General features: G+C 42.9%; 13 protein-coding genes. 5 read left to right on the top strand and 8 right to left on the bottom strand.

The features are described 5' to 3' along the window. Window positions 1-9: 9 nt before the first annotated feature. Both bioD and AC2D3N_RS03520 read right to left on the bottom strand, forming a co-directional pair. Window positions 10-693 carry a dethiobiotin synthase gene (gene bioD / locus AC2D3N_RS03525; protein ID WP_484692795.1) on the bottom strand — a complete coding sequence of 228 codons (684 nt, stop codon included), beginning with the start codon at window positions 691-693 and terminating at the stop codon, window positions 10-12. An 81-nt stretch (window positions 694-774) separates the two neighbouring features. Continuing rightward, complete coding sequence (locus AC2D3N_RS03520; RefSeq protein WP_484692794.1) at window positions 775-2,757, bottom strand: protein kinase domain-containing protein; 1,983 nt, start codon at window positions 2,755-2,757, stop codon at window positions 775-777. A gap of 185 nt (window positions 2,758-2,942) precedes the next feature. Between AC2D3N_RS03520 and AC2D3N_RS03515 the strand changes: the two genes are divergently transcribed. The 3 genes from AC2D3N_RS03515 (at window position 2,943) to AC2D3N_RS03505 (ending at window position 5,592) form a co-directional block, all read left to right on the top strand. Beyond that, complete coding sequence (locus AC2D3N_RS03515; RefSeq protein WP_079676607.1) at window positions 2,943-3,935, top strand: ribose-phosphate pyrophosphokinase; 993 nt, start codon at window positions 2,943-2,945, stop codon at window positions 3,933-3,935. Window positions 3,936-4,084: 149 nt separating this feature from the next. Next, window positions 4,085-4,561 (top strand): hypothetical protein, encoded by a 477-nt coding sequence (locus AC2D3N_RS03510; protein WP_079676606.1) that lies wholly within the window; start codon window positions 4,085-4,087, stop codon window positions 4,559-4,561. Window positions 4,562-4,656: 95 nt separating this feature from the next. Further along, window positions 4,657-5,592: an NAD-dependent epimerase/dehydratase family protein gene (locus AC2D3N_RS03505; RefSeq protein WP_484692793.1), complete on the top strand. Its 936-nt coding sequence runs from the start codon at window positions 4,657-4,659 to the stop codon at window positions 5,590-5,592. Window positions 5,593-5,967: 375 nt separating this feature from the next. Here the strand turns inward: AC2D3N_RS03505 and rsfS are convergent, their stop codons facing one another. The 3 genes from rsfS to AC2D3N_RS03490 form a co-directional block, all read right to left on the bottom strand. Beyond that, window positions 5,968-6,384 carry a ribosome silencing factor gene (gene rsfS, locus AC2D3N_RS03500; protein WP_079679552.1) on the bottom strand — a complete coding sequence of 139 codons (417 nt, stop codon included), beginning with the start codon at window positions 6,382-6,384 and terminating at the stop codon, window positions 5,968-5,970. 131 nt (window positions 6,385-6,515) lie between these two features. Further along, on the bottom strand, window positions 6,516-7,754 hold the full coding sequence (locus tag AC2D3N_RS03495) for a glycosyltransferase family 4 protein (protein ID WP_484692792.1): 1,239 nt from the start codon (window positions 7,752-7,754) through the stop codon (window positions 6,516-6,518). A gap of 135 nt (window positions 7,755-7,889) precedes the next feature. Further along, window positions 7,890-9,533: a DUF3352 domain-containing protein gene (locus AC2D3N_RS03490; RefSeq protein ID WP_484692791.1), complete on the bottom strand. Its 1,644-nt coding sequence runs from the start codon at window positions 9,531-9,533 to the stop codon at window positions 7,890-7,892. A 147-nt stretch (window positions 9,534-9,680) separates the two neighbouring features. Here AC2D3N_RS03490 and thyD point away from each other — a divergent pair, with 147 nt between their 5' ends. Then, window positions 9,681-10,607 (top strand): thylakoid membrane protein ThyD, encoded by a 927-nt coding sequence (gene thyD, locus AC2D3N_RS03485; RefSeq protein ID WP_484692790.1) that lies wholly within the window; start codon window positions 9,681-9,683, stop codon window positions 10,605-10,607. Window positions 10,608-10,710: 103 nt separating this feature from the next. Continuing rightward, on the top strand, window positions 10,711-12,087 hold the full coding sequence (locus AC2D3N_RS03480) for a GTP-binding protein (RefSeq protein WP_484692789.1): 1,377 nt from the start codon (window positions 10,711-10,713) through the stop codon (window positions 12,085-12,087). Here the strand turns inward: AC2D3N_RS03480 and AC2D3N_RS03475 are convergent. From AC2D3N_RS03475 to AC2D3N_RS03465, 3 genes are read right to left on the bottom strand one after another with little or no spacing between them, the layout of a single operon-like run. Continuing rightward, window positions 12,084-12,518 carry a DUF4359 domain-containing protein gene (locus AC2D3N_RS03475; RefSeq protein WP_079679547.1) on the bottom strand — a complete coding sequence of 145 codons (435 nt, stop codon included), beginning with the start codon at window positions 12,516-12,518 and terminating at the stop codon, window positions 12,084-12,086. The genes AC2D3N_RS03480 and AC2D3N_RS03475 overlap by 4 nt on opposite strands. A 31-nt stretch (window positions 12,519-12,549) precedes the next feature. After that, the gene (locus AC2D3N_RS03470; RefSeq protein ID WP_079679546.1) at window positions 12,550-13,173 is read right to left on the bottom strand and encodes a carbonic anhydrase; all 624 of its coding nucleotides are present in this window, start codon (window positions 13,171-13,173) and stop codon (window positions 12,550-12,552) included. Beyond that, window positions 13,170-14,813 carry a SulP family inorganic anion transporter gene (locus AC2D3N_RS03465; RefSeq protein WP_484692788.1) on the bottom strand — a complete coding sequence of 548 codons (1,644 nt, stop codon included), beginning with the start codon at window positions 14,811-14,813 and terminating at the stop codon, window positions 13,170-13,172. The genes AC2D3N_RS03470 and AC2D3N_RS03465 overlap by 4 nt, the downstream gene beginning before the upstream one ends. Window positions 14,814-14,817: the final 4 nt, after the last annotated feature.

Raw genomic sequence — 14,817 nt, 5'->3', positions numbered from 1 at the left:
TTATTTTAATTAATTAAAAATAGTTTCTAAATCTAAATTCGAGGCAATTTGAGTCAATTTTTCCCGATCGGTTGGTGTATCAAGATGCGGTAAAATTCCTAAAACTGGGATTTGGGTTAAAGATTCAATTAAACGGGTAGGAGTCCAATTTTCAATGTCCTGTTCTGAACAGGGTTCGACACAATTTAAGACCAAACCTTTTAGGAATACTCCCGTTTGTCGAGCTAAAGCAACATTAGCCACAACTTGGGCGATCGCACCTAAACGCACCGGAACTACTAAAATAGTTGGTAAATGCCAATCCCTTGCCAAATCGGCAACAATCAATTCATTTGTCACCGGAGATCCTAAACCGCCCAACCCTTCTATTAACACAAAATCCCGACGCTGCTGTAACTGACATAACTGCGACCAAACTAACTGTAAATCGACTATTTTTCCTTCTAATTCGGCTGCAATTGGAGGAGCAAGAGGGGCTGCAAAATGCAAAGGATTAATGTCTTCAATCGACTGACCTAAATCAAAAAGTTGAGTATATAATTCCCGATCCCCCTGGCCAGTTTGAATCGGTTTAAATACCCCTAAACTTCGAGATAAATAATAGGTTTGCCAATAGGAAATTAATGCCGTTGTTAATACTGTTTTCCCCACATTTGTATCCGTTCCGGCAATCAATAAAGTCTTGTTCACCATGCTCACCTATCTCAATATTTTTGATGCTTAAATAGTCTAACGGAAAAAGTTAACCCCGATGCCGTCCCAGCGTCCTAAGCCTTAAAACTTAGATCCCGTTGTCGGTTTAGATTCCGTTCCTGGAACCGGACTCGGCTCCAGTGTTTCCTCCTTGGGAGGTTCCGGGGCCAGACTCGGTTCCAAGGAAGGTTCGGGGGTCTGTTCCGGTGTTGGAATTGGAGTCGGTTCGGGAGTCGGTACAACAGTAGGTTCGGGGGTGGGTTGAGGTGTAGGTTGAGGCGTGGGTTCAGGTGTAGGGGCAAAAGTCGGTTGAGGTGGGGGTGCGGGTGCAAAAGTTGGTTGAGGTCGAGGTTGGGGTTCAGGTGCAAAAGTTGGCTGAGGTATCGGTTCAGGTTCAGGTTCGGGTGCGGGTTCAGGGAGAGTCACCGGGGGAAGGGTATTAATTAAAGTCAGTTCTAACTTATAGTTGCTTTCGGGTAGTCCTGGGATAGCCTTGAGAATCACCGTATAATCCCCGGTGGAGGGGAGAGTTCCCTGCCATAACGATACCGATGTGGCCTGATTAATCGGTTGTTGATCCGGGCCAACCAACGTCAGTAATACTCCATCTCCACTAACCGACGCATAAAACTGTTGTCCCGCTTCCGCAGGAACCACATAATTAATCGCTTGATTCGCCTTGAGATTACCCTCAACTACCTTGGCATCCCCAACGGCTAAATTTAGGCGTTCTGTGGAGGGCGTTGACACCCCTGGAGTCGTTGTTGGAAGCGGCGATGGTAAATTCGGAGGCGGTGTCAGGTTCGGTAATGGTATACCAGGTAAGGGAATAGACGGACTCGCGCTGGGCGGATTTACCTGGGAAGTCTGATCATCAGGGGAACGATCATTGGCTTTCAGCAATCCCTTAACCAAAGCCCAAGAACCCCAAGCCGCTAAACAGGCTACCAGAAAACCCACTATTATCACCGTTGCGGGTTTTTCCCAAATAGGTTGAGAACCCAAAACATCGGGGTCAGGAAGTTGGGGAGGGTTGGGAGTCGGAACCCCAGGAGGATTCTGGGCCTGCTGTTGCACGGGTTGACTGACTAACGGCCGTCCTACCGCCAGGGTGGGAAGCTGGGAAAAATCAGGGTTCGGAGGTTGGGGAGTGGATGGAGAGGTCGGGCGCGGTTGATTTTGCTGTGTCGAGGGAAAATTTAACGGCTGATTCAGGGTTTGTATGGCTTGTTCAACTTCTGGGGCCGATTGATAGCGATCGCTCGGTTGCCGACTTAACATTTTATCGATAATTTGAGCGAAATTATAACTAACCTGAGTATAGGGTCGCCAATTCCAAGATAAAGTCGTTTGATCTAATAAATATTGAGGTTCTTGCCCGGTTAATAAAACAATTGCTGTCACCGCTAAGGCATATAAATCACTGCTAGGAAATGCCTGTCCCGTTTGAATTTGTTCAAAGGGGGCATAGCCTAATTTTCCCACCCGAGTCGCCGGAGGCAAGGTTAAATCAGGGGTATTAATCCGGGTTGCTAATTCAATCACCACCCCGAAATCAATTAAGATCGGGAGTTGATCTTGATGACGTAAAATAATATTATCAGGAGAAATATCTCGATGAATAATTCCTAAATTATGAATATGGGCTAAAATCGGCAACATTTGCCGTAAAAACAGCACAATTTCTGCCTCTGTAAAGGTTTTTGGAAAGCCTGAAGGGGTGTTTTTTCTCTCCATTAATAGGGCGTGGTAAGTTTTGCCCTCCACATAATCTTGAACTAAAAATAACCGTTGGTTTTCTTCAAAAACCGCCCCAAATTGGGGGATTTGAGCATGACGAATTTGGTAGAGAATTTGCGCTTCCCGGCGGAATAGTTCTTGGGATTTTTGCAGGGCGTAGGTTCCGGTTTGGACAGGAATAAATTCTTTCAGGGCGCAGCGCTCGTTAAACCTTCCTTGATCTTCAGCTAAATAGGTACGACCAAAACCCCCCTGACCTAAAATGCTAATCAAGCGGTAGCGGTTTTGTAGAATTGTTCCAACGGGAATAGCAGTTTGAGTCATGCTTCAATGGCGGTGAGTACAGCGAAAAACCACTAATAAAAAATCAATCCCTTATATTATAAGGCTTAGACACAACCCTCAAGGTTAACACCGATGACTGACTACCGATTATGGATTACCGATTACTGATAAATCCATGATAAAATTGTGACAAATGAACTGTGAATGAACTGTGAGGGTTCGCCGTGATCCGTTCTGCTATATTACCCCTTCCTTACTCTGAGCCATTGGTTGCTGATCATGGTCGGTTACGACTATTTTCAGGCTCGGCAAATGTTCCTCTTTCCCAAGAGGTAAGCCGTTATTTAGGAATTGACTTAGGGCCAATGGTTCGTAAGCGATTCGCCGATGGAGAAATTTACATCCAGATTCAAGAGTCCATTCGAGGCTGTGATGTTTATTTGATCCAACCCTGCTGCTATCCGGTCAATGACAACCTGATGGAGTTATTGATCATGATCGATGCCTGTAAACGGGCTTCTGCCCGCCAAATTACAGCTGTTATCCCCTATTACGGATATGCTAGAGCCGATCGCAAAACCGCAGGTCGCGAGTCAATCACCGCAAAATTAGTGGCCAACCTGATTACTGAAGCGGGTGCTAGTCGGATTCTGGCCATGGATTTACACTCAGCCCAGATTCAAGGGTATTTCGATATTCCTGTTGATCATGTCTACGGTTCTCCGGTAATTTTAGATTACCTGATCAGCAAACAATTACCCGATCTGGTAGTTGTTTCCCCCGATGTCGGTGGAGTAGCCAGGGCTAGAGCCTTTGCTAAAAAACTCAATGACGCCCCTTTAGCGATTATTGATAAACGCCGTCAAGCCCATAATGTCGCCGAAGTTCTGAATGTAATTGGTGATGTTAAGGGTAAAACCGCCGTTTTAGTTGATGACATGATTGATACGGCTGGGACAATTTCTGAAGGCGCTCGTTTACTCCGTCGAGAGGGGGCGCGTCAAGTCTACGCCTGCGCCACCCATGCGGTCTTCTCTCCTCCCGCCATCGAACGTCTATCGAGTGGGTTACTTGAAGAAGTCATTGTGACTAATACAATTCCGATCGTACCCGAAAAACAGTTTGATCAGTTAAAGGTTTTGTCTGTTGCTAATTTGGTCGGTGAAACGATTTGGCGGATTCATGAAGATAGCTCCGTGAGCAGTATGTTCCGTTAATCAAGTATCCGCATGATCGGTAATCAGTGATCAGTTATCAGTAGGCTGGGAAATTAATTGAAAGACTTTCACCTAGGTTTGCTGATCAGTCTTTGTTCTAACTATTAGCCACAACTACTATAGCTCGATTAACAGACTCGGTGAAATCCATGATTAAATTCCCTGATCCTTTCCATCCTTTTTTATTAACAGGTTGTTGCGGTATGGGGATTATTTTTTTATCCCTATCCTCCGCTCAAGCTCAAGATCCAATTGATATTCCAGTACCCGTAATTCAGGGAACTCCCGCCCAAACCTATACCCCTGGGGCTTGGCAACCCGTAGCCAGAATTAATCCCAATCAACCGATAACAGTGACCATCACGAATCAAACTGGATATAATTTAGAAACGGGATTAACGACGGGAAAAACAAATACTAAAATTGCTCCAGGGGGCCAGGTTACGATGAATAATGTTCCGGTTAATTCTGATATTGTGATTAATTCCATCGATAGAGCCGCCGTTCTGGATTATGGAATTGATGTGCAAGATAATGGGGTTAATGTTACCGTAAAAACGGGTGCTGGTGTTGCCGGAGATAATGCAATTAATATTCAAAATACCGGGGCAATTTATATTTATTAATTGCTGGTTTTAGACCGGAGAGTTTTTCGTAGTGAGCCCTTCAGGGTTCTATAGATCTAGTTCTTGTCATTATTGAACTTTTTTAGGGGATAAAAATGCGAATTTTAATCATGGGTGGAACCCGATTTATCGGGGTTTATTTAACTAAAATATTAGTTGAACAAGGGCATGAAGTTGTTCTATTTAATCGTGGTAAAAAACCTGCTCCCGTTGAAGGAATTCAACAAATTCATGGCGATCGCACCGATGCCAACCAAATTCAAGAAAAACTGGCTAACCAACAATTTGATGCCATTTTTGATAATAATGGACGGGAACTTAATGATACAAAACCCCTCGCAAATTTATTTAAAGATCGGGTGGAACATTTTGTTTATATGAGTTCGGCTGGAGTGTATTTAAAATCCGATCAAATGCCCCATATTGAAGGAGATGCCACTGACCCGAAAAGTCGTCATTTAGGCAAATACGAAACCGAGAGTTATTTGCAAGCCCAAAATTTACCCTGGACATCGATTCGTCCTACCTATATTTATGGGCCATTGAATTATAATCCCTTAGAATCCTGGTTTTTTGATCGGATTGTGGCGGGTCGTCCAATTCCCATTCCCGGGAATGGATTTCACCTGACCCAGTTAGGTCATGTCAAGGATTTAGCAACCGCAATGGCTGGGATTTTAGGGAATCAAAAAGCTATTGGTCAGGTGTATAATATCTCGGGAGAACGTTATGTTACCTTCGATGGTTTAGCAAAGGCTTGTGCTGTGGCGGCGGGGAAATCCTTAGATACAATTCAACTAATTCATTATGATCCTAAACAGTTTGATTTTGGCAAACGCAAAGCATTTCCCATGCGAGTCCAACACTTTTTTGCCGATGTGCATAAAGCCATTCAGGATTTAAACTGGAAACCCGAATTTGATTTAATTTCCGGTTTAAAAGATTCTTTTGAAAATGATTATTTAGCCCGGGGTTTAGATCAAACAGAAGTGGATTTTTCAACGGATGATGAAATTATCGCCAATCATTAATTAGGTTGATTAATACCGCGATTCTTTTCCAATTCCCCACGAATATCAAGGGTCGCTGAAAACTCCTGATAATATAGCAAGAGGCAATAGGGAATGGGCAATGGGCAATAGGTAAATACTTACTATAAGTAGCTTTTAGCTTTCAAGAATGTCCTAATAGATGTGGCAACTGCTATAACCCAGATTAGAACCCCCTAAACTACCGTTAAAAAGGGGGATTAGGGGGTTCTATTCCCCCTGCTATATTGGCCAGATTATCAAGCCGCCAAGGACGCGAAAGAAAAGCTAGAAACAGAAATTAAAGCATTGAATAGCCAAACAAATCCTACGAGTCAGAGGGATGATGCTTCTTCTCAATAGGATTTTAGAGTTTAATTAATCCGATTGCCAATTGACTCGCTCGGCGTGACCCCAGAATGCCTCTAATTTATAGAAATCTCGTCCTTCAGGTAACAGAATATGGACAATCACATCACCATAATCCATTAACACCCAGTTGCCCTCGCTTTGGCCTTCGACTCTCAGGGGAAGTCGTTCTAATTCTATTTCTACTTGGTCTGAAATGGCTTGAGAAGTTGCCCGCAGTTGAGCTTGGGAAAAGCCGGTTACAATTACAAAATAATCCGCTAAATAGGAGACTTCTGACACACGCAGAACCAGAATATCATCCGCTTTCCGGTCGTCTGCGGCTCGGGCTGCGACTAGGGCAGTTTCCAGACTGGTATACTCATCAACATTGGCGCCAGATATCATTTGCTTAGAAGCATATTGGGTTTGGGAATGATTAACCATTCAGTTTTTTTTCCTCGTGTGAAATCCAGGGTAACAATCAAATTAAGATCTAGTGATTATTTTAATCATTATTTTCGATTTTGGAGGATTCAGTTTTGGGAAAGAACCCAATAGGAGCCAAATAAAATAGGCTATTCGGGGGATAATACCTGTGTAAATAACTGTTCATACCGGTCTAAAGCCTGTTCAATGCTATAATGTTCCTCAGCATATTTTCGCCCGTAATTACCCAAGGTTTCTAACTGCTCTGGATTTTTGTGAAGCTCAGTAATCGCCTGGGCTAAACTCTCCGCATCTTCGGGAGGTACCACAATTCCCCCGCCACTTTTAAGAATCACATCTTTTGCCGTTCCCGTATCAGGAACAGAGCCGATAATAGCACAACCACTAGCCAATAAAACCGGAATTTTTGAAGGTAGATTAAAAACCGTTACTCGTCTTTTTTGCACCACTAATCCCACATCCGCCGCCGCTAACATCTCGGGTAATTTTTCCCTGGGTTCGAGGGGAATTAATAAAACATTTTCCGTTTGATATTCCTGACAGACCTTTTCTAACTGTTGTAAAGCCTCGTGTTCTCCAGCAATGACAAAAGAGATTTCAGGAATAGACCGTAATAACTTTGCTGCTTTAATGACCGTTTCTAAACCTTGAGTTAAAGCAATATTCCCAGAATAAAGAACGACAAACTGATCTTGAAGTTGATACTTAATTTTAAAGGAATTATTCGTTTTTGATGAAGGTTTAATAAAATTAGTATCTACCCAATTCGGAATACAAACAATTTTATTTTTTGGGATGCCTAGTTCTACTAATTTATCAACAAAACCATCCGCAATTACACTAATCCGATTTACCTTTTCATAGGTCAACTTTTCCACAAATTTAGCAGTTTTAATCACAATACCATCGGGATTAACCAACTTCACCCGCAAGGCAGCTTCCGAAACAATATCCTGAATATTCAAGATCACCGGACAACAGAGCACCGAGGCATAAATACTCACCGGAATACTCACCAATAAAGGTGGAACCGTAGCAAAAATAATATCAGGTCGCCAACCGTTAAACGCCTGAACCATGCTTGTGACCATAAAACTACTATCCAGCAGCAGACGATCCAATAATCCAGGTTTCGGGCCACGCACCCAAATATAGCTGCGCTGAATCATCACCCCATTTCGTTCTTCTGTCAGATATAACTTATTCCGGTATCCCTCATAAATCCGGCGTTCTGGATAATTGGGCATTCCCGTTACCACCCGCACCTCATGGCCGCGCCTCACCAGACCCTCTGCGAGTTCTGTCATCAGAGGAGCAATACCAATCGGTTCAGGATAATAGTTATAGGAGTAAATCAGTATACGCATACGCTTTAAATCAGTTATCAGTTATCAGTTATCAGTGATTAGTTATCGCTAATTTAGGCAGATTACAATGATTTCGCAAATTTAGTTTTGTTGCTTTTTAAACCGTGTAATCTGTGTAATCCTTTAAATCCGTGATTAAGTTTTGGGTTTGAGTACCAATAGCATCTCTACCTCAACCTTCGAAGGATCGGGAAAACTAGCACTAATTCCCACACCTCGAATCGAATTTAGCATAGTCATTCTATTTGGTTGAAGGGCGATCGCCGGGGATGCTAATAGATATCCCATTGCCCAAGACGTCATTTTTTCAATATCTAAATAGACATAACTATGATGAGAACTCGGTAGGGATTTGCTAATTTCCTGAAACCGTTGGCTTCGATTCAGGGGATCGGTGGGGTTCTGAGTTATCGCTTCCACTACTGGCCCACCAAAGGCAACAAACATCACATTAGGACTTAACCATCCATGTCCAAATAGTGTTCCCTGTTTGGGATCATTCCATTCCGTCACCTCAATTCCAGATAAACTCCGTTGTTCAATATTAATCGGAGGATTGCCCCCGGCAACCAGAGTATTGAGTTTATTTAACATTGTTTCTGCGGCGGGGCGATCACTAGTTTCAATTAATACCACTCCCCCCAACCCCAAGGAGGCTAATACTCCTTTTTCAGAAGCGATCGCAGCCAGGGCAAACTCCCCGTCCATCCAGCCAAACACCTCCCTATCCGCGTCTAAATTAATCGCTTGCAGTCCCAAACGAATTTGACTAATTATCTTCTTCAAATCCCGGTTATTTTCCCCCAAAGTTAAAAACTCTAACCAAAATTGATGCAGATCATGACTATTTACCAGAGCCAGGGTGTTACTGGGGAAACGATCGATCATTTTCCCAAATTCCGGCAGTTGTTGGGATACTGTGCCATTGGGACGTAACTGAGCCATCGCTGTTAAGCGAATCCCATCCCCCTCTACCCCAACTCCAATGACCATCGATTGAATCGGTTTCACCGAAGATAGGGATTGACCGGATAAACTCAAAACTTCTGGCCAAGTGCTGCTCAAATCCTGTGTTAACCGATCATAATCGGCAATAAACACCGTCACTAGAGGATTAGCAAGATTGGCACTTTTAAAAAATAGGTCGGATTTTCCCGATAAACTGACCAAAGAAGGAGAACCCCTGAAGGTATCGATCGCCCATTTCACGGTTTCAGGATTAGCCGCGATTACTGCCTGATCGTTAATAACTGCCACGTTATATTGTTTTCCGGTTTTTTCGGTATAACTCGATAGAGTCACCCCTCGATATTGACTCTGTTGAGATTTAACATCCGATGAGGCATTTAATTTTTGGGCAAATTGCCAAGCTTTCCATTTATTTTTAATTCCCACAACCATTAATAATTGGGGGTCTGTTACGGGTTTAATTCCATCAGCAGGAAGTAAAGCCACCATCACCCCGCCGATCCAAGGTTGAATATCCCGGTTAAAATTAATCGTGGCCCCTGCTAAACTCTGTTGTTGAAAAATTTTGATTCCCCGACTCACTAATGCTTGAGCTTCCGGTGTGCCAAAATTTTCTAATTCTGATAGGACGTGAGGCGTTACCGACAGATAAGTTGCCATGATTGCCCTATCCGGCACCAGTTTGCCACTTTCTAAGGGACTATAGGCTTTGTACCGCTCGGTGGTTAAGTAAAGGGCTGCGGCGACACTCCCACATACAGTCAGCGCCGCCACAGCCAAAAGTAGCTTAGATTTTTTTCGGGTCAGCATGATGATTTTTTAGCGGGGGTTGGGATGATCACCCAGGGTTTCGGTTAATTTTCTCCATGTTAGCTTGTTACCCTATCGGGGAAGGGGACGAAGATTTGTTAATCTAAAGACAAAGGTGCGACTATTCAGCCATTACGAGTCATTTCAATGAAAGTAGCAGTTACAGGAGCCACAGGTTTTGTCGGCAGTCGTTTAGTGGAGCGACTCCAACGGTCAGGACATTCGGTATTAGTTCTCACCCGTCATCGGGAACGGGCCAAACGGGTGTTTCCCAGTTCTGTCTATTCCCAGTTAGAAATTGTCGGTTACACTCCCACGATATCCGGTGCTTGGCAACAGGCCATTTCTGGATGTGATGGGGTGGTGAATTTAGCCGGGGCGGGAATTGCCGATGAAAGATGGACACCGCAACGCAAACAGGAAATTTTAGAAAGTCGGGCTACGGCTACCCAGAAATTAGTCGAAGCGATCGCACAAGCTAATTCTAAACCTAGTGTCTTGGTTAGTGCTTCCGCGATCGGCTATTACGGAACCAGCGAAACTGCCCTCTTTGATGAACATAGCCCCTCTGGACAAGATTTTCTAGCCAATGTCTGTCTCGCTTGGGAAACCGCAGCCCAACAGGTTAAGGAAGCGGAAACCCGTTTAGTGATTTTAAGATTAGGGATTGTTTTAGCCATGGGGGGAGCTTTAGGAAAAATGCTCACTCCCTTTAAACTGTTTGCCGGGGGGCCATTAGGTTCGGGAGAACAATGGTTTTCTTGGATTCATCGAGAGGATTTAGTTAATTTAATCCTATTAAGTTTAACCAATTCCCAAATTGAAGGGGTGCTTAATGCTACCGCCCCTAACCCGGTTAGAATGGGGCAGTTATGTCATGCTTTAGGGGAAGTTCTCCATCGTCCCTCCTGGCTTCCGGTTCCTGATTTTGCCCTGGAAATGTTATTAGGGGATGCGGCCCAAGTTATCCTCCAAGGTCAACAAGTCCTACCCAAACGTACCCTATCCTACAATTTTAATTATCAATATCCCACCGTTAAACCTGCCCTAGAAGATATTTTATCTTCCTCCTAAATTGGGTATTTTTTAAACACGGATTTAAGAGGATTACGCAGATTAACACAGATTAAAATCCGTGAAATCCTCTTAAATCCGTGATCCCCATTCCCCATTAATAATGAATCATTTTAATCAAGCTCGTTCTAGTTTAAAACAAACTTTATCCCGTTATCACCATTTACAACGGGGGCGCAGGAGTTCCCATCCTGAATTACAAGCGACATTACAAAAACAGTTAGAAATTCTATCAACTAATTTAGAAAAGCTCGAACAAGGAATTATTAGAATTGCGGTTTTTGGTTTAGTTAGTCGGGGAAAATCGGCGGTTTTAAATGCTTTATTAGGGGAAAAAATTCTCCAAACCGGGCCGTTAAATGGGGTAACTCAATGGCCCCGTTCTATTCGTTGGAGTGTGCCTTTATCTCAGATTGAAGAACCGAATCGAATTGATAATATTGACGAATCAAATCCGATTCAAGTGGAGTTAATTGATACCCCTGGATTAGATGAAGTCGCCGGACAGGTACGGGGGGATATGGCTCATGAAGTCACTCGTCAAGCGGATTTAATTTTATTTGTAGTATCAGGGGATTTAACCAGAACCGAATATGAGGCTTTATTAGAACTACAAAATGCCCATAAACCATTAATTATTGTTTTTAATAAAATTGATTTATATACGGAAATAGAACGGGAAAAAATATATCAAAATTTACAAAAACTCGCTAAAATTCAAGATGTTTCTACTGTTGAATCTTCCAATAACTCCCAACCATTTGAGATTGTCAAAGTATCCGCAGAACCCGCACCCATTCAGTTAAGAATTGAATGGCCGGATGGTCGAATAACTTATGAATGGGAATCTCCCGCATCTCAAATTGATGAATTAAAACAGATTATTTTAAAGCTATTAAATCGAGAAGGACGCTCACTTTTAGCGTTAAATGCTTTAGTTCAAGGGAGAGAAGCAGAAAGAATTATTGCTCGTCAAAGTATTCAATTGCAAGCGGCGGAAGCCGAGGAATTAATCTGGAAATTTACTCGCTATAAAGCCCTAGCGGTAGCCCTAAATCCGATTGCGATTTTAGATGTATTGGGTGCAACCATTAGCGATTTAATTTTAATTCGGTCTTTGGCGCGTTTATATGGTTTACCCATGACCAGTTATCAAGCGGGGAAATTATGGAAAAAAATTCTATTAAGTTCGGGAGGATTACTATTAGCTGAAATGGGTAGTGGTTGGATATTAGGATTTGGTAAAAGTGCCGCCGGGTTAGCGACAGATATCGCTAATTATGCCGGAATTGCTATTACTCAAGCCTCGATTTCTGCCTATTTTACCTATACTGTGGGTCAGGCGGCACAAGTCTATTTAGAAAAAGGCTGTAGTTGGGGTGAACAGGGGATTGATACCGCTATTCAAGAGATTTTGAATCAAGTTAACCGAGATAGTTTTATCCTGCGATTAAAGTCGGAAATTGATCAAACTTCCTAATTTAATTTTTTGGCGGTAGATTTAGAAGAATTTGGATCTTTTGTCGGAAAGGTCATAAAATTACCAAATCCCCCTAATGTTTGATATTTATATCCGGCAACTTCGGTGGTATAAACACTAAATAAAATCGCATTTTGTCGGGTTGTGGATTTATCTACCGTGTCTTTAATTAAGTTGCGTTGGGTGGTTACTAAGCTATTACAAGTATTTACTAATGCACTAGAAAATCCTTTTAAAAATTCCGGGACTTGGGATTCTTTACAAATGGATTTTTTAATTTCGGCGGATAATTGATCAGAAGCATAATTAATATATTCTTCTCGTTGGGGATTGGTAAACGCCATGGTTCCAGCTAAAATAGTCAGTAGGATAGCACCTTTTCCCAGATAACCCGAAGATGATTGAGATGGAACATAATCAAGTCTCGCCATGGCATTTACTAAAAATAAAAGACTATCTTGATTATATCTTTCCAGGGTTCCTCTGTCGCTTCAGGATTTCGCTAGAAGCAGAAAAACCAGGTTTTGGAGTAACCGCCTGGAATTGCGACTCTAAGGTAACAAAATAGAGTTCCACATCCAAACTCGGATACCGCTCACGAATTGCTGTATAAGCTTGGTTTAAATAATTAACATGGGCTTGATATTCCCGTTCGGGATTTTCATGTAGGTTAGGGTCAATTAAACTAGCATAGGCTCCACAATCTTGATGATCTAAAATGATCACTTTTTCAATAGCATGGAGTTTATAGGATAACTCTAATTGATCCCAAAAAACCGTTGATTCTGCTTGATGGGGAAAACCAGAAATTGCTAAGGAAGCTCCGGCTAGGGCTGTCCAGTCATATTGTTGGGGTAAAATATTAGACAGAAATTGCTGTTCCGCGCTCATAAACCGAAAATCAATACAACTTAAGACTAAAGCCTTGGCGTGATGATTTGCAGATAGGGCGGGTTTAGCAAATTCCAACAGAGGAATAGAAACAATAGTTGTTAAAAGCGATCGCATAAACCAACGACGACTTAACAAATGGGAACAATTTCCCTGACAGCCACATCCCTGAATTCCCTGAAAATTATGGTTCATGTTTGAAATTCCAACTCTTTTTCTTTAATAGGTTCTTGCAAGGAGCGAATGGCTGCATCAGTGGTTTCAAAACAGTTATTTTGACCAATTTTTTCCAACAGACCACTCCGTTCTAAACGTTGCTGAACTTGAGGTTGTAGACCACTTAAAATCAAACGACAACCCCGACGTTTGAGGTCTTGATAGATGTCTTCAAGAGCTACTAAAGCCGTGGTATCAATATTAGGAACAAACCGCAGTCGTAAAATTAAATACTTGACTTGAGGTTCTTCTCTTAAGAAGGTAGCAAATCGTTCCGCCGCCCCAAAAAACAGGGGGCCATCAACCCGATACACGGCAATTTCTTTAGTCAATTCCAGAGGAATTCCAGGAGGAAAAGCTTCTTCTTGAGGAACTTTAGCCATTTCCAGTTCACTCATTCGTTTGATAAATAAAACACTTGCTGCAATCAAACCCACTTCCACCGCCAGAATTAAATCAAAACCAATTGTAATCCCCCAAGTCAGTAACATCACCCCAAAATCAGCGTAATCTGCCCTCAACAGTAAGCCAATGGTTTCCCATTCAATCATTCTGACACTGGTGACCATCAGAATTCCCGCTAAGGCAGCTAGGGGAATTTGAGCGGCTAGAGGCGCGAATATAACTACAATTAGGGCCAGAGCCACACCGTGAATCACCCCCGAAAGACGGGTTTTCCCGCCAGAGCGGACGTTAACAGCAGTGCGGGCGATGGCTCCCGTCGCTGGAATCCCCCCAAAAAAGGGAACAATTATATTAGCTAATCCTTGACCAATCAGTTCTCGGTTGCTATTGTGTTTATCGCTAACGGTCATCCCATCAGCGACCACCGCCGACAGTAAGGATTCAATACTCCCTAAAGCTGCTAATGCTAAGGCGGGATTAATTAATTCTCGGAGTAAGCCCCAATCTTGCCAATGGGGAATACCATGGGGAAGGGGTAGAGATTGGGGAATTTCGCCAATCATTTGAATATTCAGGTGAAAATAGGCCGTTAGTCCGGTTGCTAAAATTAACCCTACCAAAGAACCGGGAATTAGACGGGTGATTTTGACCCAAAATAGTTTGGTGACAATCACAACGCTGGCAATACTGACCGTTGCCCAATTAATATTTTCTAAATGGCTAAAAGTTTCTAATAATCCAGGAAAAAAGTGTTCACTTCGAGGTAAATCTAGGCCGAAAAAATTATTCAGTTGGCTACAAAAAATAATCACCGCAATCCCATTTGTAAAGCCACTGGTGACCGGATAGGGAATAAATTTCACCATTTGGCCTAATTTAGTCACTCCCAGAGCCACCTGAATGATTCCGGCCATGACCCCGGCTATCCAAACTTTCTCAATCCCGTATTTACTGACAATTCCAATCAGAATTACGGCCATGGCTCCGGTCGGCCCGGTAATTTGTACCTGTGACCCCCCACAGATAGCCGCGACAATCCCGGCGATAATGGCGGTATAAAGTCCGGCTTTGGGTTCGACTCCACTGGCTACCGCAAAGGCTAAGGCTAGGGGTAAGGCTACAATGGCGGCGGTAATTCCCCCGGTTAAATCACCTCGCCAAGAGCTAAAAATATTACCTAAGCCCCGGTTTTGTTTAATTACTTCTTCTGTCATGGCG

This window comes from Planktothrix sp. PLAVEN19ND, from assembly GCF_057220675.1.
Note: the sequence above shows the minus strand (reverse complement) of the source record. Positions and strands in the feature narration are given on the sequence as shown.

Bases quoted from the DNA above. Each gene is read 5' to 3' on its own strand.
- AC2D3N_RS03495 (WP_484692792.1), bottom strand. From the start codon at position 7,754: ATGCGTATACTGATTTACTCCTATAACTATTATCCTGAACCGATTGGT.
- AC2D3N_RS03510 (WP_079676606.1), top strand. From the start codon at position 4,085: ATGATTAAATTCCCTGATCCTTTCCATCCTTTTTTATTAACAGGTTGT.
- rsfS (WP_079679552.1), bottom strand. From the start codon at position 6,384: ATGGTTAATCATTCCCAAACCCAATATGCTTCTAAGCAAATGATATCT.
- AC2D3N_RS03475 (WP_079679547.1), bottom strand. From the start codon at position 12,518: ATGGCGAGACTTGATTATGTTCCATCTCAATCATCTTCGGGTTATCTG.
- bioD (WP_484692795.1), bottom strand. From the start codon at position 693: ATGGTGAACAAGACTTTATTGATTGCCGGAACGGATACAAATGTGGGG.
- AC2D3N_RS03490 (WP_484692791.1), bottom strand. From the start codon at position 9,533: ATGCTGACCCGAAAAAAATCTAAGCTACTTTTGGCTGTGGCGGCGCTG.
- AC2D3N_RS03470 (WP_079679546.1), bottom strand. From the start codon at position 13,173: ATGAACCATAATTTTCAGGGAATTCAGGGATGTGGCTGTCAGGGAAAT.
- AC2D3N_RS03465 (WP_484692788.1), bottom strand. From the start codon at position 14,813: ATGACAGAAGAAGTAATTAAACAAAACCGGGGCTTAGGTAATATTTTT.
- thyD (WP_484692790.1), top strand. From the start codon at position 9,681: ATGAAAGTAGCAGTTACAGGAGCCACAGGTTTTGTCGGCAGTCGTTTA.
- AC2D3N_RS03480 (WP_484692789.1), top strand. From the start codon at position 10,711: ATGAATCATTTTAATCAAGCTCGTTCTAGTTTAAAACAAACTTTATCC.
- AC2D3N_RS03520 (WP_484692794.1), bottom strand. From the start codon at position 2,757: ATGACTCAAACTGCTATTCCCGTTGGAACAATTCTACAAAACCGCTAC.
- AC2D3N_RS03505 (WP_484692793.1), top strand. From the start codon at position 4,657: ATGCGAATTTTAATCATGGGTGGAACCCGATTTATCGGGGTTTATTTA.